Annotated in this window: 18 protein-coding genes; 5 read left to right on the plus strand and 13 right to left on the minus strand. The window is 71.8% G+C overall.

Annotated elements, in window-relative coordinates; genetic code table 11:
* Nucleotides 1–396: 396 nt before the first annotated feature.
* Entirely contained in the window at nucleotides 397–735 is a 339-nt protein-coding gene (locus MWN52_RS18450; RefSeq protein ID WP_235871737.1) for a helix-turn-helix transcriptional regulator, read from the plus strand.
* 445 nt (nucleotides 736–1,180) lie between these two features.
* On the opposite strand, the gene MWN52_RS18455 is transcribed toward MWN52_RS18450, so the two are convergent.
* The 5 genes from MWN52_RS18455 to MWN52_RS18475 all read right to left on the minus strand — a co-directional run bounded on the left by MWN52_RS18455 (nucleotide 1,181) and on the right by MWN52_RS18475 (nucleotide 4,320).
* Complete coding sequence (locus tag MWN52_RS18455; protein ID WP_286575821.1) at nucleotides 1,181–2,200, minus strand: NAD(P)H-dependent glycerol-3-phosphate dehydrogenase; 1,020 nt, start codon at nucleotides 2,198–2,200, stop codon at nucleotides 1,181–1,183.
* Between the two features lie 55 nt (nucleotides 2,201–2,255).
* Nucleotides 2,256–2,774 (minus strand): protein-export chaperone SecB, encoded by a 519-nt coding sequence (secB, locus tag MWN52_RS18460; protein ID WP_130520844.1) that lies wholly within the window; start codon nucleotides 2,772–2,774, stop codon nucleotides 2,256–2,258.
* Between the two features lie 113 nt (nucleotides 2,775–2,887).
* A complete protein-coding gene (locus tag MWN52_RS18465; protein WP_130520842.1) occupies nucleotides 2,888–3,322 on the minus strand; it encodes a rhodanese-like domain-containing protein in 435 nt (144 codons plus the stop codon).
* Between the two features lie 58 nt (nucleotides 3,323–3,380).
* Nucleotides 3,381–3,809, minus strand: coding sequence for a hypothetical protein (locus tag MWN52_RS18470; protein WP_425478628.1), 429 nt, complete (start codon nucleotides 3,807–3,809; stop codon nucleotides 3,381–3,383).
* A 34-nt stretch (nucleotides 3,810–3,843) separates the two neighbouring features.
* Nucleotides 3,844–4,320, minus strand: coding sequence for a YiiD C-terminal domain-containing protein (locus MWN52_RS18475; RefSeq protein ID WP_425478242.1), 477 nt, complete (start codon nucleotides 4,318–4,320; stop codon nucleotides 3,844–3,846).
* Between MWN52_RS18475 and MWN52_RS18480 the strand changes: the two genes are divergently transcribed.
* The 3 genes from MWN52_RS18480 (at nucleotide 4,319) to MWN52_RS18490 (ending at nucleotide 7,475) form a co-directional block, all read left to right on the plus strand.
* Complete coding sequence (locus tag MWN52_RS18480) at nucleotides 4,319–5,086, plus strand: uroporphyrinogen-III synthase (RefSeq protein ID WP_286575822.1); 768 nt, start codon at nucleotides 4,319–4,321, stop codon at nucleotides 5,084–5,086. The two genes, MWN52_RS18475 and MWN52_RS18480, sit on opposite strands and share 2 nt — an antisense overlap.
* A gap of 65 nt (nucleotides 5,087–5,151) precedes the next feature.
* Nucleotides 5,152–6,216 (plus strand): uroporphyrinogen-III C-methyltransferase, encoded by a 1,065-nt coding sequence (locus tag MWN52_RS18485; RefSeq protein ID WP_425608056.1) that lies wholly within the window; start codon nucleotides 5,152–5,154, stop codon nucleotides 6,214–6,216.
* Nucleotides 6,213–7,475 carry a heme biosynthesis HemY N-terminal domain-containing protein gene (locus MWN52_RS18490; RefSeq protein ID WP_306994934.1) on the plus strand — a complete coding sequence of 421 codons (1,263 nt, stop codon included), beginning with the start codon at nucleotides 6,213–6,215 and terminating at the stop codon, nucleotides 7,473–7,475. Before MWN52_RS18485 ends, MWN52_RS18490 begins: the two co-directional genes overlap by 4 nt.
* Before the next feature lie 139 nt (nucleotides 7,476–7,614).
* On the opposite strand, the gene MWN52_RS18495 is transcribed toward MWN52_RS18490, so the two are convergent.
* Together MWN52_RS18495 and MWN52_RS18500 are read right to left on the minus strand one after the other, a co-directional pair.
* Nucleotides 7,615–8,784, minus strand: a complete 1,170-nt coding sequence (locus tag MWN52_RS18495; protein ID WP_286575823.1) for an MFS transporter — start codon at nucleotides 8,782–8,784, stop codon at nucleotides 7,615–7,617.
* Nucleotides 8,785–9,274: 490 nt separating this feature from the next.
* The gene (locus MWN52_RS18500; protein WP_130524622.1) at nucleotides 9,275–10,555 is read right to left on the minus strand and encodes an acetyl-CoA C-acetyltransferase; all 1,281 of its coding nucleotides are present in this window, start codon (nucleotides 10,553–10,555) and stop codon (nucleotides 9,275–9,277) included.
* Between the two features lie 214 nt (nucleotides 10,556–10,769).
* Between MWN52_RS18500 and MWN52_RS18505 the strand changes: the two genes are divergently transcribed.
* Nucleotides 10,770–11,654 carry a hypothetical protein gene (locus tag MWN52_RS18505; RefSeq protein ID WP_130520829.1) on the plus strand — a complete coding sequence of 295 codons (885 nt, stop codon included), beginning with the start codon at nucleotides 10,770–10,772 and terminating at the stop codon, nucleotides 11,652–11,654.
* A 105-nt stretch (nucleotides 11,655–11,759) separates the two neighbouring features.
* On the opposite strand, the gene MWN52_RS18510 is transcribed toward MWN52_RS18505, so the two are convergent.
* From MWN52_RS18510 to MWN52_RS18535, 6 genes are all read right to left on the minus strand, one after another.
* Nucleotides 11,760–12,389 carry a superoxide dismutase family protein gene (locus tag MWN52_RS18510; RefSeq protein ID WP_130520827.1) on the minus strand — a complete coding sequence of 210 codons (630 nt, stop codon included), beginning with the start codon at nucleotides 12,387–12,389 and terminating at the stop codon, nucleotides 11,760–11,762.
* Between the two features lie 51 nt (nucleotides 12,390–12,440).
* The gene (locus MWN52_RS18515; protein ID WP_130535364.1) at nucleotides 12,441–13,028 is read right to left on the minus strand and encodes a superoxide dismutase family protein; all 588 of its coding nucleotides are present in this window, start codon (nucleotides 13,026–13,028) and stop codon (nucleotides 12,441–12,443) included.
* Nucleotides 13,029–13,140: 112 nt separating this feature from the next.
* Entirely contained in the window at nucleotides 13,141–14,565 is a 1,425-nt protein-coding gene (gene ntrC / locus MWN52_RS18520; protein WP_130520823.1) for a nitrogen regulation protein NR(I), read from the minus strand.
* Entirely contained in the window at nucleotides 14,555–15,658 is a 1,104-nt protein-coding gene (locus tag MWN52_RS18525) for a two-component system sensor histidine kinase NtrB (RefSeq protein ID WP_286575824.1), read from the minus strand. The genes ntrC and MWN52_RS18525 overlap by 11 nt, the downstream gene beginning before the upstream one ends.
* 36 nt (nucleotides 15,659–15,694) lie before the next feature.
* Nucleotides 15,695–17,149 carry an ammonium transporter gene (locus tag MWN52_RS18530; protein WP_286575825.1) on the minus strand — a complete coding sequence of 485 codons (1,455 nt, stop codon included), beginning with the start codon at nucleotides 17,147–17,149 and terminating at the stop codon, nucleotides 15,695–15,697.
* Between the two features lie 20 nt (nucleotides 17,150–17,169).
* The gene (locus MWN52_RS18535) at nucleotides 17,170–17,508 is read right to left on the minus strand and encodes a P-II family nitrogen regulator (protein ID WP_130520819.1); all 339 of its coding nucleotides are present in this window, start codon (nucleotides 17,506–17,508) and stop codon (nucleotides 17,170–17,172) included.
* Nucleotides 17,509–17,617 lie beyond the last annotated feature (109 nt).

Below are 17,617 nucleotides of genomic sequence, written 5' to 3' on the forward strand. Positions count from 1 at the left end.
GTCTCGGCCGCACCCGCGTTGCACAACAGACCGTGGACGCACAGCGTGCAACGCAGGTGTCCGCCGCGTGGCGGATGGGCGTCCTGACGGCGGCATCACTTCCCAGGCGCGATGTTCGGTCTGAAGGGGTGCAGGTTTCGTCGGACGTCGCGCGATGCCGGGCTGTCAATGCCGTCATGTGACGCGTCGCCTGCGAATCCTCACCCTGCCTTGTGCGCGAAGCGCGCGTTGCTGGCGAGCAGCCTCGCAGGAGGCTGCCGCAGTTGCCGTTCACGCCTGAAGGCACCATCCATTAAGCGCGCCGCCCCCGCGTCGCGGGCGCGGCCAATCGCATGACAACCCAACAGGAGGTGGAAGATGCATGTCATGGCAGACCGTATCCGTCAGGCTCGACGCTTGAAGACCCTGTCGCAGACCCAGCTGGCCGAACAGGTCGGCGTGCAGCGCAGCGCCGTGGCGCAGTGGGAGCGGGTGGGCGGCACGCATCCCAGCGTGGAGCATCTGGCGCAGATCGCGGTGATCACCCAGGTCCTGTTCGAGTGGCTGGCCACCGGGCGTGGTCCGATGACCAGTGAGGCCACGCAGGTCGAAGCGTCGCCGGGCGCGCCGACGACGCCTCCTGCCGAGCGGCTGGCGCGCGATGAGGTGGAAACGCATGTGCTGCAGCTGATCCGTCGCCTGTCGCCGCATCGGCGTTCGGACGCCTGCGATCTGCTGCGCTCGATGGTGGGCTGAGTCTGCGCCGCGCCGGCCAACCAATCAGCGCCCGCGTGGGCCGAAAGCGGGAGAGTCCCGGAGAAATGCATCCGCTCGCGATCAAGTGGTTGCTGCGGTTGAGCGTTCTGGCTTCGGAGGGGCAGAGGTCCGGCGGGCGGTGGCCGCTTATCCCTCAGTCAGGGGATCCTGCCCTGATTCGGGCGCTCGGCTTCCTGCCTCGCTAGGCGCGGCCACCGCCCGCCGAACCGCTGCCTCGCGCGTCGGGCTCGACGGCTTCGTCGATAGAAACCCTGATTCTTACGCTGCGGAGCTCGACCCGTGGACCTCTGCGAAGAGCGAACCGAGGAGCGCTCGACCAAGGCGGGGCCGCCACGAAGTGCGTTCACCCGCGATGCGCTTCGACGAAGAACAAAAAAATCCCACCCGTTCGGGTGGGATTTTTCATGATCGCAACGCGATAGGGCTACTGGAACAGGGTTTCCGGGTATTCCGGTTTCTGTTCGCGCGCCAGCAGGCGCTCCAGGCCTTCGGCCGGGGTGATCTCGCCGTGCAGGACATCGCGCACGGCCTCGCTGATCGACAGGTCGATGCCGTAGCGGCGCGCCTGGCGCATGACCTCGTCGGCGGTCTGCACCGACTCGACCACCTGGCCGATCTCGCGCACGGCCTCTTCGATGGACTGGCCGCGCCCCAGCGCCAGGCCCAGGCGGCGGTTGCGCGACAGGTCGCCCGTGCAGGTCAGTACCAGGTCGCCCAGGCCGGCCAGGCCCATCAGGGTCTCCGGGCGCGCGCCGATGGCCGCGGCCAGGCGCAGCATCTCGTTGAGGCCGCGGGTGATCAGGCCGGCGCGCGCGTTGAGCCCCAGGCCCATGCCGTCGGCCACGCCGGTCGCCACGGCCAGCACGTTCTTCATCGCGCCGCCCAGCTCGGCGCCGACCATGTCGTTGCCGGTGTAGGCGCGGAACGTCGGGCCGTGCAGGACGTCGGCGACCTGCTGGCAGAACGCCTCGTCGGCACCGTGGATGGTCAGCGCGGTGGGCAGGCCCTGGGCGACCTCCTTGGCGAACGAAGGGCCGGTCACCACGGCCAGCGGCACCTCCGAACCCAGCACGTCCTCGGCCACCTCGTGCAGGAAGCGGCTGGAGCCGGGCTCGAAGCCCTTGGTCGCCCAGCTCACGCCCGCCTGCGCAGGACGCAGCGGCGCCAGCGCGCGCAGGGTGTCGGTGAAGGCATGCGAGGGCACGACCACCAGCACCAGATCGGCGTCGGCCATGGCCGCGGCCAGGCTGGTGGTGGCGCGCAGGGTCTCGGGCAGTTCGATGCCCGGCAGGTAGCGCGGATTCTCGTGGCGGAGGTCGATGGCCTGGGCCACCGCCTCATCGCGTCCCCACAGCACGGCCTGGTGGCCGTGCCGGGCGATCAGGGCCGCCAGCGCGGTCCCCCAGGAGCCGGCGCCGAGCACTGCGACTTTCAACGCGTTCATTGCATCCCCCCGCCTGTGTGCAGGGGGCCAAGCTTTATCACAGACGCCATCGAAATCAGGCGTTGCCCACCGGCGGATCGTTCTCGATCACGCCCTGCTGGCCCTGGGCGGCGCGCTGGCGCAGGGTCTCGGCGTACAGGCCGTCGAAGTTGATCGGCTGCAGGAAGAACGGCGGGAAGCCGCCGGCCTGGATCAGGTCGCTCAGCAGCTGGCGCACGTACGGGAACAGGATGCTCGGGCACTGGGTGCCCAGCAGCGCGTCGATGGTCTGCGCGTCGAAGCCGGCCAGGCCGAACACGCCGGCCTGCTGCACTTCGGCCACGTAGGCGGTCTTGTCGCCGGCCTTGCAGGTCAGGGTCACGCCCAGGATCACCTCGAAGGCGTTCTCGGCCAGGCGCTGCACGCGCTGGTTGAGGTTGAGGTTCAGCTCGGGGGCGATGTTCTCCGAATAGATCGCCGGCGCGCCGGGGACTTCGAAGGACACGTCCTTGACGTAGATCTTTTCGACGGTGAAGTTCGGGCCGTTGGCCTGGGTGGCGGCTTCGTTGGCGCCGTTGAGGGTCTCGTCGGACATCGTGTACTCCGAATGGGTTGCGGTGAATGGGCCAAAGCCCGGGATTATCGCATGGGGTGGCGCCACGCCCGGGCCGCTTCAAGGCCCGCGTGCGACGCGACGCGTGTTCAGTGTCAGGCGCGGCCCTTGACCAGCGGCAGGTCGGCGGCCTGCCAGGCCCCAACGCCGCCATCGAGCACATAGACCTTGGCGAAACCGGCCTTTTTCAGCTGGGCGGCGGCGCCCGGCGCGGTCTGGCCGCTGCGGCAGACCAGCACCACCGGGCGATCGCCCGCGCCGGCCAGCAGCTTGTGCTTGGGGTCGAACTTGCCGGCCAGGTTCTTGCTGCCGGGGATGTGGCCCTTCTCGAAGTCGCCGCTGGCCGACAGATCCAGCACCAGCGCGTTGTCGTTGTTGATCAACGCGGTCAGCTCGCCGGGGCGCACGCCCTTGTAGCCGCGGAACAGGCGCATGACCTCGGTGACGAGAATCGCCAGGGTCAGGCCCACCAGGGCCATGGACAGCATCGCGTTGTCGGCGGCGAAAGCCTTGAGTTGTTCGAAATTCACGGCAGGAAAGCGTCGGCTGGGCGCGAAAAGGCCGGCGATTGTCGCACAGCCCCGGCGACTATTGCCCCTGCCAGAGATCCGGCAGGCCGTCCTGCAGCCACCACTGCTCGGCCGCCGGGTCCCAGCGCCAGCGCTCGCGCACCCGCACGGTGCGTTCGGCCATGGTGTGGCGGTTGACCACGCGCACGTCGACCATGCGCGCCACCGTGCCGTCGGGTTCGCCGGCGCTGCCGATCTCGCTGTAGCCGGTGATCTCCACCTGCTGGTAGCGCGAGAGTTCGAGCGCGCTCAGCCCGGCGCCCTGGCGGGCCTCGGGGTCGACCACGCTCCAGGCCTGCTCGAATTCGCCCCAGCGCATGGCCTTGGTGAACAGGGTCTGGGTATCGGTGAGCTTGCGCTGCTTGGCGCGGTTGCTGATGGCCTCGGCCGGGCCGGCGCTGGCCAGCACCAGCAGCGCGGCCAGCAGCATCCACAGAAGTCGTCCCACGTGCGTGTGTCTCCCCAGGCGTGAACGAAGGATGCTACCCCTTTGCCAGGGCGACGTAGCGGCCGCTCAGTTCGGCGGCCACGCCGCCGTCGGGCAGCAGCACCTGGGCCAGCAGCGGGGCGCGCGCCTTGCCGCGGCGGCGGAAGGTGTCGATGAACTCGGCCCAGTCCGCCTCCGGCGCCAGCCAGGCCTGAGCGGCCAGGTCGTGCAGCAGCGGGGCGCGGTAACGCACGGCGCTGTCGGCCACGTAGACCTCGGCCTCCAGTCCGGCCTGGCGCAGGCGCAGCGTGGTCAGCGCCCAGCCGGCCAGGGTCATCAGCGCGACCAGGCTGCCGCCGAAGGCGGTGCCCTTGTCGTTGACGTTGGCCGCCAGCGGCGCGCTCATGTGCAGACGCGTGCCGTCGAAATCGCGCAGCGCGATGCGCATCGCCACCACCGGCGGCATCTGCGCGCAGGTCGCGCGCAGCGCGTCGAGCAAGGCGTCGTGATCCATCGCGTACTCTTGATTCATGGGCCAAGGCAAAGCGAGCGCATGGTACGTCATCTCCCTGCGGCCTCAGGGCGGCCACGCCGCGCTGCGCCAGGCCGCCGCGCGTGTGGGCGCCGGGGTGATCGCGCTCTCGCCGTGGTCGCTGGCGGCCTGTACGGATGCACCGGCGCGGCAGGCCTGGGACGCGGCGCGGGCCTGCGAGGTGGTGGTGTTCACCAGCCCGGCGGCGGTGCGCTTCGCCCACGCACTGGCGCCCATCGCCGCGCGGCCCGGCCAGGTGCTGGTCGGCACCGGCAGCGGCACGCGCGCGGCGCTGGCAAGGCTGGGGCTGGAGGCCGTCGCGCCTGCGCGCATGGACAGCGAGGGGCTGCTCGCGCTGCCCGAACTGGCCGCGCTGGACCAGCGCACGGTCGGCCTGGTCACCGCGCCCGAGGGACGCGGCACGCTGGCCCCTGCGCTGCGCAGGCGCGGCGCGCACCTGCACCTGGCCGAGGTCTATCGACGCCAGCCGATCCCGCTGTCGACGCGCGCCCTCGCCCGGCTCGATGCGTTGGACGCGCCCGCCTGCGTGCTGGTGACCAGCAGCGGCGCGCTGAGCGAGGTGTTCCAGCGCCTGCCAGGCCATGCGGCCGCGGCGCTGCGCGCGCAGCCGGCCATCGTGGCCAGCGCGCGGCTGGCGACCGTCGCGCTGCAGGCCGGGTTCGAACACGTGCTGCAGGCCGAAGGCCCGCGTCCTGCGCAGCTGATGGCCACCGCACAGGCCATGTACTCACATCGCTTGGGCTAGCATGCGGCCGATCCCGCCGCGCCTTCACGCGCCTGTTCCACGGCTTCTTTGTTGGAGTGCCCCCCTTGAACGATGCCATCGCCAGCGCCGAGTCCGACACGCGCCCGCGCCGCCGCATCTGGCCCGCCCTGATCGTGCTGCTGCTCATCGCCGCCCTGGCGGCGGCGGGCTGGTACGGCTGGCAGCAATGGCAGGGCTGGCGCGCCGCGCAGGAAGGCCAGATCCAGCGCCAGCTGGCCGCGCTGGACCAGCGCATCGATGTCCTGCGCGGCGATGCCCGCGCCCAGGGCGAGCGCATCCAGGACGCGGCCGCCACCAACCGCGTGCTGCGCGATGAAATGCTCGGCCTAAGCCAGCGCGGCGCCCTGCTGGAAGACACCGTAGCCAAGCTGGCCGACTCCACCCGCCAGGGCGCCACCGCCCTGCGCCTGGACCAGACCCAGCTGGAGCTGCAGCTGGCCGCCCAGCGCCTGAACATCGCCGGCGACCTGCCCGGTGCGCAGCAGGCCTACGCCCTGGCTGCCGACACCCTGGCCGGCCTGGACGACCCGCGCGTGCTCAATCTCAAGCAGTCGCTGGAACAGGAGCGCGCCGCGGTCCTGCGCCTGGGCGCCGGCCCGAAGGCCCAGGCCCTGCAGCAGCTCGACGCCGCCAGCGCGGCATTGGCCCAGCTGCCGCGCCAGGTGCCGGTCGATCCGGGCGCGCGCCCGGCCTGGCAGCGCGTGCTCGCGCCGCTGGTCGACGTGCGTCCCAGCGGCGCGCGCGTGGCGGTGGTGCCGGCCCAGCGCGCCGCCTTCGACAACGCCCTGCAGCTGGAACTCACCCTGGCCCGCGCCGCCGCCGAGCGCAACGACACGGCGGGCTTCCGCGCCGCGGCGCTGCGCGCGGCCGGCTGGATCCCGCGGCTGTGGCCGGCCACGCCGCAGGCCAATGCGCTGGAGCGCCAGCTGCGGCAGATCGCGGCCCTGCCACTGCAGCCGCAGATTCCCGAACTGGGCAGCACCCTGGCCCAACTGCAGGCCCAGCGCGGCAAGGCGACCGGCGCCGCACCGGTGCCGCCGGCACCGGTGCCGGCACCCCCTCCGCCATCGGCGCCCACCGCGCCGGCCCCAACGGAGACCACGCCATGAAGATCCTGCGTCTTGTCGTGATCGTGCTGGTCCTGGTCGCCCTGGGCGTTTTCGGCGCGCAGTGGCTGGCGCGCGACGAGGTCCGCGACTGGGGCGAGGTGTTCGTGCGCGTGGGCGGCTACGACGTCACCGCCACCGTGCCGGGGGCGATCCTGGCGCTGGTCCTCGCCGCCGTGCTGCTGTGGATCGTCTGGACTCTGCTGGCCCTGCCCTTCCGCGCCTGGGGACGGCATCGCCGCAAGCGCGCCCGCGCCCAGCTGATCGAAGGCCTGGAAGCGGTCCAGCACGGCCATTGGCTGCGGGCGGAGAAGCTGCTGGACCGCGCCGCCCAGGACCCCGAGGTCGGCAGCGCGGCGCGCATCGCCGCGGTCCGCGCCGCGCAGGCGCGCGCCGACGCGCCGGCCCTGGAGCGCCATCTGCAGGCCCTGGCCCAGCGCGATCCCACCGCCCACGCCCTGCTGCTGGCCGACGATGCGTTGGCCGCCGGCATGCCGACCCAGGCGCTGGTCGCCCTGGACGCACCCGGCGCCCAGCCGCTGCCGCCGCGCGGCCTGGCGCTGCGCGCGCAGGCCCTGGCCGAGGTCGGCCGCGCCGGCGATGCCTGGGGCCTGCTCGGCCCGCTGCGCCAGCACAAGGCGCTGTCGGCCCCGGACTATGCCCAGCTGGAAACGCGCCTGGCCGCGCAGTCGCTGGAGCAGGCCGGCGACGCCAATGCGCTGGCCGAGCGCTGGGAACTGGTGCCCAAGGCCCTGCGCACCGAACGCGCCGTGGTGGCCGCCTACGCCACCCGCGCCGCCGCGCTGCGCTGGGACGATGCGGCCACCCATGCCCTGGAACATGCGCTGGACAGCCGCTGGGACGAAGACCTGATCGCCCTCTACGGCCGCCTGCCGGTGGGCAAGCTCGATTCGCGCCGGGCCAGTGCCCAGCGCTGGCTGCAGGCCCATTCCGACAGCCCGGCGCTGCTGCTGACCCTGGCCCGGCTGGCGCGCCAGCAAGGGCAGTGGCCGCAGGCGCAGGAGTTCCTGCACCGCGCCCTGGCCCAGGGCGGCGGCGCCGAAGCCTGGGAGGAACTGGGCCACGGCTACGCCGCTGCCGGCGAGGATCTGCTCGCCCGCCGCAGCTACGCCAACGCCCTGGCCGCCCAGCGCGGCGAACTGCCCGCCACCGCGCCCGACCGCGACCTGCGCCAGCAGATCCACGACCAGGCCGTCACCGAGACCCGCGACGAACACGGCCTGCCGCGCCTGCCCGAGTGATGCGTCAGCCGCGCGGATGACGCGGCTTGAACTGGTTACGCAAGCGACGCATCAACGCAGAGCTCGCTCGCCGTCGCATCCGTTCGGCTCGCCTTGGTTTCGTCGAACACGCCGCTGCGCACGGGCACGGAACGTGGAGTCAGCGCAGCGTCCCACCTGCCCTGCGCGCCAGCAGCGCGCTGGCCGCTGCCGCGGTCAGCGCCGCGACGCCGGCCAGCAGGTAGATCGCGCCGAAGCGCCAGGCCAGCGCGAGCGCGCCCGCCAGCGGGCCGGTGATCGCGAGCGCCAGGTCCAGGAATAGCGAGTACAGCCCCAGCGCGGTGCCACGGTTGCTGTCGCTGACCCGGCGCACCGCTTCCCTGCCCAGCGACGGGAACACCAGGGCGAAGCCCGCGCCGGTGATCGCCGCGCCCACCGCGGCCAGGGCCGGCAGCGGCGCCAGCCAGATGCACAGCAGGCCGGCGGCCTCCACGCAGAGCGAGACCACCGCCACGCGATAGCCGCCGTGGCGGTCGATCGCGCGCGGGAAGACCAGCCGCACCGAGACGAAGGTCGCCCCCAGCAGCGTCATCGCCAGCGCCGCGTGCGGCCAGCCGCGCTGGGCGTAGTACAACGCGATGAAGGCGGTGATCGCACCGAACCCCACCGACGCCAGCCCCAGGCACAGCCCGAACGGCAGGACCCGCGCCAGCACGCGGCGGGCCGGGATGTGTTCGCCCGGCACCGGCCACACGCCGTGCCGCGGCAGCACGCAGGCCAGGGCAGCCAGCGCCAGCACGACGGTCAGCGCGCCCAGCGCGGCCAGACCGAAGCGCTGCCCCAGCGCCACGCCGACCGGGGCCGCCAGGGCCAGCGCGCCGTAGGTGGTGACGCCGTTCCACGAGATCACCCGGCCGGTATGGATCGCACCGACCGCGCCGATCCCCCAGATGATCGTGGCGGTGGTGATCAGGCTTTCGCCGCAGCCCAACAGCAGGCGCCCGACGAACAGCACCGCCAGGCTGTCCGCCGGCCAGGCCACCATCAGCGCGGCGGCCGCGGTGCAGGCGCCCGCCAGCGCGCACGCGCCCAGGCCCAGCAGCACCGAGACCTTCGGCCCGCGCCGGTCGCACAGGCGCCCGGCCACGGTGCGGCTGAGCAGGGTGGCGACGTACTGCAGGCTCACTGCCAGGCCGGCCAGCACCGTGCCGTAGCCCAGCGTGGTGTGGACGAAGCCCGGCACCACCGCCAGCGGCAAACCGACGCAGAAATAGCCGACGAAGTTGAACACCACGACGCTCAGCACGCGGCGGGTGAGGCGCGAAGGCACCGCGGCGGCGGCATCTGCAGGCGTCAGGGAAGCGGGTGAATCGTCCAAGGCGACACGCGGCGGCCCGCGCGAGGTCATGCGCGCGCCGGCAAACGGGGGGAGGGCCTGGACATGATGCGCCTGGCAGCCGGTGCATGCCGCACCTGCCTTGCCGAATTCCAGTCAGCGGCGCGTGCGCTGTGGGCACGGACACGTGCCTCGGAAGCGGCATTCAGGGGCACGCTAGTACTTGGTCGTGCTTGTGGCCCCTGCCCGCTCGGGATCGGGCTCGGTGGGAGCCGCCATGGCGGCGAGGGTTCTCCCGGGAAAGCCGCATCGCCATGGCGCTCCTACCTGTAGAGCGGAGCTTGCTCCGCTGCTCTTCGTTCGGTTCGTGGGGACGGCCCCAGCGGAGCAAGCTCCGCTCTACAGGAAGGTGGCTGCGGGGTTTGATGAAACAGTTGCTCCCCCAACACTTGCTGCGATTAGCGGGGAAAAGCGGAGCAGCCCCTCAGCGCTCGACGATGGCGACCACGCCCATGCCGCCGGCGGTGCAGATCGACACCAGCGCGCGGCCGCCGCCGCGCTGGGCCAGCTCCTTGGCGACCGTGCCGATGATGCGCGCGCCGGTGGCGGCGAAGGGATGGCCCGCGGCCAGCGAGGAGCCGTTGGGGTTGATCTTCTCCGGATCGATGCGGCCCATCGGACCGGGCAGGCCGAGGCGATGGGTGCAGTACTCCTCGCTCTCCCACGCGCGCAGCGTGCACAGCACCTGCGCGGCGAAGGCCTCGTGGATCTCGTAGATGTCGAAGTCCTGCAGGCTCAGGCCATGGCGCGCCAGCATCTGCGGCACGGCCACGGTCGGCGCCATCAGCAGGCCCTCGCCGTGAACGAAATCCACCGCCGCGCTCTGCACGTCCTTCAGATAGGCCAGCGGCGTGTGGCCATGCGCGGCCGCCCATTCATCGCTGGACAGCAGCACCGCCGCCGCGCCATCGGTCAGCGGCGTGGAGTTGGCGGCGGTCAGCGTGCCGCGACCGGAAGTCTTGTCGAACGCCGGCTTGAGCGTGGCCAGCTTCTCCAGCGAGGTGTCCGGGCGCAGGATGTTGTCGCGGCTCACCCCGCGGAACGGCACGATCAGATCGTCGAAGAAGCCGCGCTCATAGGCTGCGGCCAGCTTCTTGTGCGAGGACACCGCCCAGGCGTCCTGCGAATCGCGCGAGATGTTCCACTCCTTGGCCATGTCCTCGCAGTGCTCGCCCATCGACTTGCCGGTGCGCGGCTCGCCCACGCCGGGGAACTCGGGCTTGAGCTCAGAAAAGCGGAAGCCCTTGAGCAGGGCCCGCGCCTTGTCCTTGGGCGTCTTGGCGCGGTTGACCTCGAGCAGGCGTGCGCGCAGCTTCTTGCCGTAGACGATCGGCACGTCCGAAGTGGTGTCCGAACCGCCACCGATGCCCGCCTCGATCTGCCCCAGCGCGATCTTGTTACCGATGTGGGCGATGGTGTCCAGGCTGGTGCCGCAGGCGCGCTGCAGGGTGATGCCCGGGGTCAGCGGCGACAGGCCGGAGGACAGCGCGGCCTCGCGGCCCAGGTTCCAGTCGCTGGAGTGCTTGATCACCGCGCCCATGGCCACCTCGCCCAGGGTCTGCCCGTGCAGGCCGAAGCGCTCGACCAGCGCGCCCAAGGTGCGCACCGACATGCCCAGGTTGCCGACATCCGAATACGCGGTGTTCTGGCGGCAGAAGGGGATGCGAACGCCGCCGAGGATGGCGACGGGACGGGCGACTGGCATGGGAAGACCTCGGTGGACGGCCATGTTCAAGGGAGACCCGCACATGCGCAGGCGTATGGTGGAAGTGTAGCGGCGTCGTTCGACGCCTGTCATTGCGCGTCAACGACCTTCTCTGCTGCGCCGTGAACAGCACGTGCGCGTTCATCGTGTCGCGGCGGTCACCCGGCAGGTGGCTAGAATGCCGACAGATTGCATTGGCCTTGCCGTTTCTTCCATGACCCACCCCAACGAAACCGCGCAGGTGATGGGCCTGATCGCTCTTGAGCTGGCCGGCGGCGCCCCGCCGCGGCAGCCGGCCCTGCCCCAGGCCGAGGCCGGCGCGCTGGCCGAAAAGATCGCCCGCGACCTGGCCGGCCTGGTGCCGCAGGTGACCGCGCTGGAGCTGACCCTGGCCGCCGCGCACTTCGACCCCGCCGAGGCGCTGCGTCCCGGCTGGCCGCTGCACCGCCGCCTGGACGAGCTGCGCCAGCGCGCGCCGGGACGCGACCAGGGCCCGCGCGTAATCGCCTTCGGCGCGGCCAGCGATGGCCAGGTGCCGATGCCGTTCCAGGCCGACCCGGACCTCACCGGCGGCGCGCTGCGCGTGCTGCCGTTCCTGCTCAGCGGCACGCCGGAAGATGTCGATGCGGTCGGCGAGGCATTGGAAGAGGTGCTGATCGAACGCGGCATGGCCGGCGCCGACACTGCGCTGCAGCTGCAGGACGGGCTGGGCGCCAAGGTCGAGCATGTGCGCTTCATGACCCTGCACGACCTGGCCGCGATGATGGCGCTGCAGTACCAGCACCAGCACCTGGAGGGCCTGTGGCCGGTGATCGAGACCGCGCTGCTAGCGCCGGACGAGGAGCAGTGGCTGGACGCGCCGCCCGAACCGCTGCTGCGCTATGCCGACGGCCAGGTACAGATGGCGCTGCTGGACGCGGCTACCTGGAAGTCGCGCAATACGCCAGGCACCGACGAGCCCGAGCGCCTGGCCCGCGCCTACGAGCACTATCTGATGCGCAAGCGCCAGCTGGCCGCGGTGCTCGAGGCGCACGGCATCCCGGTCACCTACGTGCACTGCCCGGGCGAGGGCGACCTCTGCGCGCACCTGCGCAGCTGAAGGCGGCTTTCCTGCCTGTGCAAAAGAGAAGGCGCCCAGTGGGCGCCTTCTTTCTTCCTGCGGACCTCACGGGCGGACGCATCGCGCCGCCCGCGATGGCGCGGCTTACATCGCCGCCGGCGCAGCCTCGATCACGCCGCAGGCCAGGCGGCCACCGGCATCGCCGGTCGGCTGGGTTTTGTAGTCGTCCGGCTTCTCGTGGACGATCACGCCCTTGCCGACGATGTCGTACTTGTCGCCCTTGCCGATGTCGGTATTGGCCGAGAGCATCTGGTCGATGGTCACGTTGCCCTGCGCGTCGGCGGTGATGTTGTTGCTGTCGCCGGCGTGGTGGGTCGGCGCGGTGACCTGGCCGTGATCCACGCCGTCGGGATTGAAGTGCCCGCCGGCGCTGCTGCCGTCCGGCGCGCTGCAGTCGCCCTTCTCGTGGATGTGGAAGCCGTGCTCGCCCGGGGTCAGGCCGGTCAGCGTGCCGGTGACGTGCACGCCGCCTTCCATCGCCATGAAGTTCAGCTCGCCTGCGACCTTGTTGCCCTGGGTCGGCTTGAGCGTGGCCTTGGCCGAGGCCATGGCGGTGGTGGCCGGCGAGCTCGGCGGCGGCGTGTTCTCGGCCGGGGCCGAGCTGGCCGCCGGATCGCTCACCGGCGCGGGCGCGGCCTCGGGTTCGGACTTGTTGCACGCGGCCAGGGCCAGCACGGTGGCGGCACACAGCAGGGTTTGGGTCAGTCGCTTCATCGGAACGCTCCTCGTGTTGCGTCTAGGGAATGCGCGCCATGAGGCACGCGGTCAACGGATCGCCTGAATCACGCCACAGGCCACCCGCGCACCGGACTTGCCCGCCGGCTGGGTGGCGTAGTCGTCGGGGTCTGCATGCACCACCAGCGCGCGGCCGAGAATGTCGTTGGGCGCGCCGCCGCCCAGGGTGACCTCGCCCAGACGCGTATCGACCCGGGCCACGCCTTCCAGATCGGAGGTGAGGTTGTCCATGTCGCCGGCATGGTGGGCGCCGATCTTGGCGTTGCCGTGCGGCTGGTGGGTGGGATTGAAATGTCCGCCGGCGCTGCTGGCATCGACCGCGCTGCAGTCGCCGACCTCGTGCACATGGAAGCCGAAACGCCCCGACGGCGGCAGGCCGCCGATGGTGCCGGCGATGCGCACGCCGCCGGCCACCGGGCTCAGCGTCAGCTTGCCGCTGACCAGGCTGGCCGAGGCCGAGCGCATGATCGCCTGTGCCTCGTGGACCGTCGCCTGGGCGGGCACGACGACCGGAGGCGCGGGCTTGGGCGCCGGTGCGCTGCTGCAGGCCGACAGCGCCAGCGCCGCGCCCGAGGCGAGGGCCGGCAGCAGCAGGCGATGGAAGCGGTGGTGAGGCATCGGGCCGCCACGCTATCGGCGGCGGCGTTCAGTTGCAATGAAGTTGGGCGCCAAGCGCGCGGCGGCGCGGTGACCATCGCGTCATCGCATCGCCGTCCCTGCCCGCACGCGATCAGCTGCGACGGCGCCCGGAACCCAGCTTGCGCGTGATCGTGTTGCGGCCCACGCCCAGCCTTGCGGCGGCATCGGCACGACGCCCGTTGGTGAACTGCAACGCCGCTTCCAGCAGGGCGCGGTCCAAGCGCGTGCGCGCCTCGGCGTGCAGGCCATCGGCACCTTCGGCCAGGCGCGCGCGCGCCCACTGGCCGAGCAGCGCGTCCCAGTCGGCGGCATCGCGCGTGGACGACCTGGCGCCATGCGGCAGGGCCTGTTCGACATCGCCCACGGTGATGGTGTCCGACGGCGCCAGCGCGGCCAGGCGCCAGCACACGTTCTCCAGCTCGCGCACATTGCCGGGCCAGTCGTGCGCGCGCAGCGCCTCGCGCGCGGACGGGGCCACGCGCTTGGCCGGCATGCCGAGCTTGGCGCAGGCCTGGGCCAGGAAGTTCTCGGCCAGGCGCGACACGTCGCCGCGACGCTCGCGCAGCGGCGGCAGCTGCAGGCGCACCACGTCGAGGCGATGCAGCAGGTCGGCGCGGAAGCGGCCGGCCTGCACCAGGCCTTCCAGGTCCTGGTGGGTGGCGGCGATCACGCGCACGTCCACGCGGATCAGCTCGCGCCCGCCGACGCGGAAGAACTCTCCCTCGGCCAGCACGCGCAGCAGCCGCGTCTGCAGCGGCAGCGGCATGTCGCCGATCTCGTCCAGGAACAGCGTGCCGCCGTCGGCCTGTTCGAAGCGGCCGATGTGGCGCCGCTGCGCACCGGTGAACGCGCCAGCCTCATGGCCGAACAGCTCGCTTTCCAACAGCTCGGCCGGAATGGCCGCGGTGTTGAGCGCCACGAACGGCTTGCGCGCGCGCGGGGACTCGTTGTGCAGGGCGCGCGCGACCAGCTCCTTGCCGGTGCCGGTCTCGCCGGTGACCAGCACCGACAGCGGCGCCTGCGCCAGGCGGCCGATCGCGCGGAACAGCCCGCGCATGGCCGGCGTGTCGCCGATCAGCTCCGGCGTGCCGTTGCGCGTCTCCGCCACCGGTTCGGCGACGGCGGCCTCGCTGGGCTCCAGGCTGGGTAGCGCGCGCGCGGCCAGGGCCACCGCATCGTCCAGGTCGAAGGGCTTGGATAGGAACTCCTGCGCACCGCCGCGGAACGCGCCTGCCGTGCTGGCCACATCGGTATAGGCCGACATCACGATCACCGGCAGGCTCGGATGCGCGTGCTTGAGCCGGTCCAGCAGCTTGAGGCCGTCCTCGCCGGGCATGCGCACGTCGGTGAACAGCAGGTCCGGCACGCCGCGCGTGCCCAGTGCCTGCAGCGCCGAGGCGGCGCTGTCGAAGCCGTCCACGTCGTAGCCCGCGTCGCGCAGCGCGGTGGCCAGCACGAAGCGGACCGAGCGGTCGTCGTCGACGACCCAGATGCGCTGGCTTTCCTCAGTGGGCATGGCGTCCCTCCTCGCCGGCATCGCGCGATTGCGGCAGCAACAGGGTGAAGACGGTGTGCCCCGGGCGCGAGCGGAAGCCCAGCGAGCCGCGATGCTCGCGCGCCACCTGCTGGGCCAGCGCCAGGCCCAGGCCGCTGCCTTCGGCGCGGCCGCTGACCAGCGGCAGGAACAGGTGCTCGGCCAGCTCCTCGGGCACGCCGCGGCCGTCGTCGATGATCTCCAGCCGCAGCGCGCGGGCATGCAGCTGATCGTGGATGCGCAGCCCGTGCTCGACGCGGGTGCGCAGGGTGATCAGCGCGGCGCCGGCCTGCATGGCGTTGCCGACCAGGTTCCACACCGCCTGGGTCAGGCGGTCGGCGTCGCCGTGCAGCTCCGGCAGGCTGGGGTCGTAATCGCGCTGCAGGCGGCCGTGCCAGGCGCCCTCGGCCTCGGCCAGGCGCAGCACGCGCTCGAGCACGGCGTGGATGTTGAGCGCGGCGTGCGGGCGCTGCGAGGTCGGCGACAGCAGCCGGTCCAGCAGGGCGTTGAGCCGCTCGGCCTCGGACTCGATCAGGCCGATCAGGGCGCGTTCGTCCTCGTTGTCCGCGCGGTTCTGCGCGCGGCGCGAGAGCAGCTGCGCGGCGCCCTTCAGGCCGGCCAGCGGGTTGCGCAGTTCGTGGGCCAGGCCGCGCAGGGCGGCGGCCAGCGCGCTGGGCATGGCCTGGGCCGGGTCCAGCGCGGGGAAGTCGTCGACCGGATGGGCTTCCAGCAGCCAGCCGCCGGCGTCGGCACGCGAGAGCCAGCCCTCGGCGAAGCGCGCGGCCCCGCCGGGGAAGCCCAGGGCGACCCGGTGCAGGCGCAGCAGGTCGCGGTCGGTATTGCGGAGAAAACGGGCCATGGCATCGCCATCCATTTCCAATGCGGCCAGGGGGCGTCCGACCAGGCGGCGCTGGCTGACACCCAGCCAGCGCGCGAAGGCGGCATTGACGCCCAGGACCGTGCCGGCGGAATCGGCCCAGGCCACCGGCGTGCTCAGCGCGTCCGGGGTGGGAATCTCGCTCACAGCGCGTTCCGGGGGTTCGGGAAGCGGGTCCGTGGAGTCCGGCGGCAGCATTGCACCATCTTAGTGCAATGCCGCCGCCGGGCGCGGTCAGGCCTCGTAGGCCGCCTCGCCATGCGAGGTGATGTCCAGGCCCTCGCGCTCGGCGTCCTCGCTCACGCGCAGGCCGAACACCAGCTTGGCAATCGCGAAGCCCACGATGGACACCACGCCGATCCAGGCCACGGTGATCGCCACGCCCTCGATCTGGATCAGCACCTGGTGCGGGATGGAGTAACCATCGCCCTTCACCCCACCCAGCGACGCGGCCGAGAACACGCCGGTCAGGATGGCGCCGACGATGCCGCCGATGCCGTGCACGCCGAACACGTCCAGCGTGTCGTCGGCCTTGAGCAGCTTCTTCAGGCCGGTGACGCCCCACACGCACACGAACGCGGCGATGGCGCCGATGGCGATCGCGCCGAACGGACCCACCGTGCCGCAGGCCGGGGTGATGCCGACCAGGCCGGCCACCGCACCGGAGGCCACGCCCAGGGCGGAGGACTTGCCCTTGAACAGCTTCTCGGCCAGCGCCCAGGCCAGGATCGCCGCGGCGGTCGCCAGCATCGTGTTGAGGAAGGCCAGCGCCGCGCCGGCGTTGGCTTCCAGGTTGGAACCGGCGTTGAAGCCGAACCAGCCCACCCACAGCAGCGCCGCACCGACGAAGGTGTAGGTGACGTTGTGCGGCCGCAGCGCGACCTGGCCGAAGCCGATGCGCTTGCCGACGAAGTACGAGCCCACCAGACCGGCGACACCGGCATTGATGTGCACGACCGTGCCGCCGGCGAAGTCCAGCGCGCCGCGCTCGAACAGGAAGCCGCCGGTCGCCCAGACCATGTGCGCGATCGGCAGATAGCCGGCCGTGAACCAGATCAGCGCGAACAGCAGCACCGCGGCGAACTTCACGCGCTCGGCGAAGGCGCCGACGATCAGCGCGCCGGTGATGCCGGCGAAGGTCAGCTGGAAGCAGACGAACACCTGCTCGGGCAGGCTGACGCCCTTGGTGAAGGTGGCTGCCAGCGTCTCGGTGGTCACGCCCTTGAGGAAGAGCTTGTCCAGATTGCCGATCCACTTGCCGTCGCCCGAGAAGGCCAGGCTGTAGCCGTAGGCGACCCACAGGATGGCGATCAGCGAGAACACGGTGATGACCTGGATCAGCACCGAGAGCACGTTCTTGGCGCGCACCATGCCGCCGTAGAACAGCGCCAGGCCGGGCACGACCATCATCAGCACCAGCAGCGTGGAGGTCAGCATCCAGGCCACGTCGCCCTTGTCGACGATCTCGGCGGCCGGTGCGGCCGTGGCCGCGGCGGCGGACGGGGCAGCGACCGGTTCAGGCGCGGCGTCCGCCGGGGCGGTGGTGGCCGGGGCTTCCGTGGCGGCAGGCGCGGTGGCTTCCTGCGCGGCGACGGTGGACACGATACCGGCGGCCAGCAGGCCCAGCGCGGCGGCCGCGCACAGCACCTGCAGGCGGGTGGTCAGGGCGGAGAGCAGACGAGTCTTCATGGGGGGTCTCTCCGGAAGGGTTAGAGCGCGTCGGCGCCGACTTCGCCGGTGCGGATGCGGATGACCTGGTCGATCGTGGTCACGAAGATCTTGCCGTCACCGATCTTGCCGGTGCCGGCGGCCTGCTGGATGGCCTCGATGACCGCATCCAGACGCTCTTCGGTGACGACGGTTTCGATCTTGATCTTCGGCAGGAAATCCACGACGTACTCGGCGCCGCGATACAGCTCGGTGTGGCCCTTCTGGCGGCCGAAGCCCTTCACTTCCGTGACGGTGATGCCCGAGACGCCTGTCTGCGACAGCGCCTCGCGGACTTCGTCCAGCTTGAAGGGGCGGATGATGGCGGTGATCAGTTTCATGCACATTCCCCGATGATGGTTGGAGCGCCCGGCGCGGGGCCGGACAAAAGAGCGGCGCGATAGGCCGAATCGAAGGTGGTCGCCGGCATCGCGCCGGCGCCACGATGAA

The sequence above is a fragment of the Pseudoxanthomonas winnipegensis genome (assembly GCF_030322905.1).
In the GTDB taxonomy this organism is placed as follows: Bacteria; Pseudomonadota; Gammaproteobacteria; order Xanthomonadales; family Xanthomonadaceae; genus Pseudoxanthomonas_A; species Pseudoxanthomonas_A winnipegensis.

Coding starts and splice junctions, on each gene's coding strand:
- MWN52_RS18455 (WP_286575821.1), bottom strand. CDS start 2,200: ATGAACGCGTTGAAAGTCGCAGTGCTCGGCGCCGGCTCCTGGGGGACC.
- secB (WP_130520844.1), bottom strand. CDS start 2,774: ATGTCCGACGAGACCCTCAACGGCGCCAACGAAGCCGCCACCCAGGCC.
- MWN52_RS18480 (WP_286575822.1), top strand. CDS start 4,319: ATGGGCCAAGGCAAAGCGAGCGCATGGTACGTCATCTCCCTGCGGCCT.
- MWN52_RS18475 (WP_425478242.1), bottom strand. CDS start 4,320: ATGAATCAAGAGTACGCGATGGATCACGACGCCTTGCTCGACGCGCTG.
- MWN52_RS18490 (WP_306994934.1), top strand. CDS start 6,213: ATGAAGATCCTGCGTCTTGTCGTGATCGTGCTGGTCCTGGTCGCCCTG.
- MWN52_RS18500 (WP_130524622.1), bottom strand. CDS start 10,555: ATGCCAGTCGCCCGTCCCGTCGCCATCCTCGGCGGCGTTCGCATCCCC.
- MWN52_RS18505 (WP_130520829.1), top strand. CDS start 10,770: ATGACCCACCCCAACGAAACCGCGCAGGTGATGGGCCTGATCGCTCTT.
- MWN52_RS18510 (WP_130520827.1), bottom strand. CDS start 12,389: ATGAAGCGACTGACCCAAACCCTGCTGTGTGCCGCCACCGTGCTGGCC.
- MWN52_RS18515 (WP_130535364.1), bottom strand. CDS start 13,028: ATGCCTCACCACCGCTTCCATCGCCTGCTGCTGCCGGCCCTCGCCTCG.
- ntrC (WP_130520823.1), bottom strand. CDS start 14,565: ATGCCCACTGAGGAAAGCCAGCGCATCTGGGTCGTCGACGACGACCGC.
- MWN52_RS18525 (WP_286575824.1), bottom strand. CDS start 15,658: ATGCTGCCGCCGGACTCCACGGACCCGCTTCCCGAACCCCCGGAACGC.
- MWN52_RS18530 (WP_286575825.1), bottom strand. CDS start 17,149: ATGAAGACTCGTCTGCTCTCCGCCCTGACCACCCGCCTGCAGGTGCTG.
- MWN52_RS18535 (WP_130520819.1), bottom strand. CDS start 17,508: ATGAAACTGATCACCGCCATCATCCGCCCCTTCAAGCTGGACGAAGTC.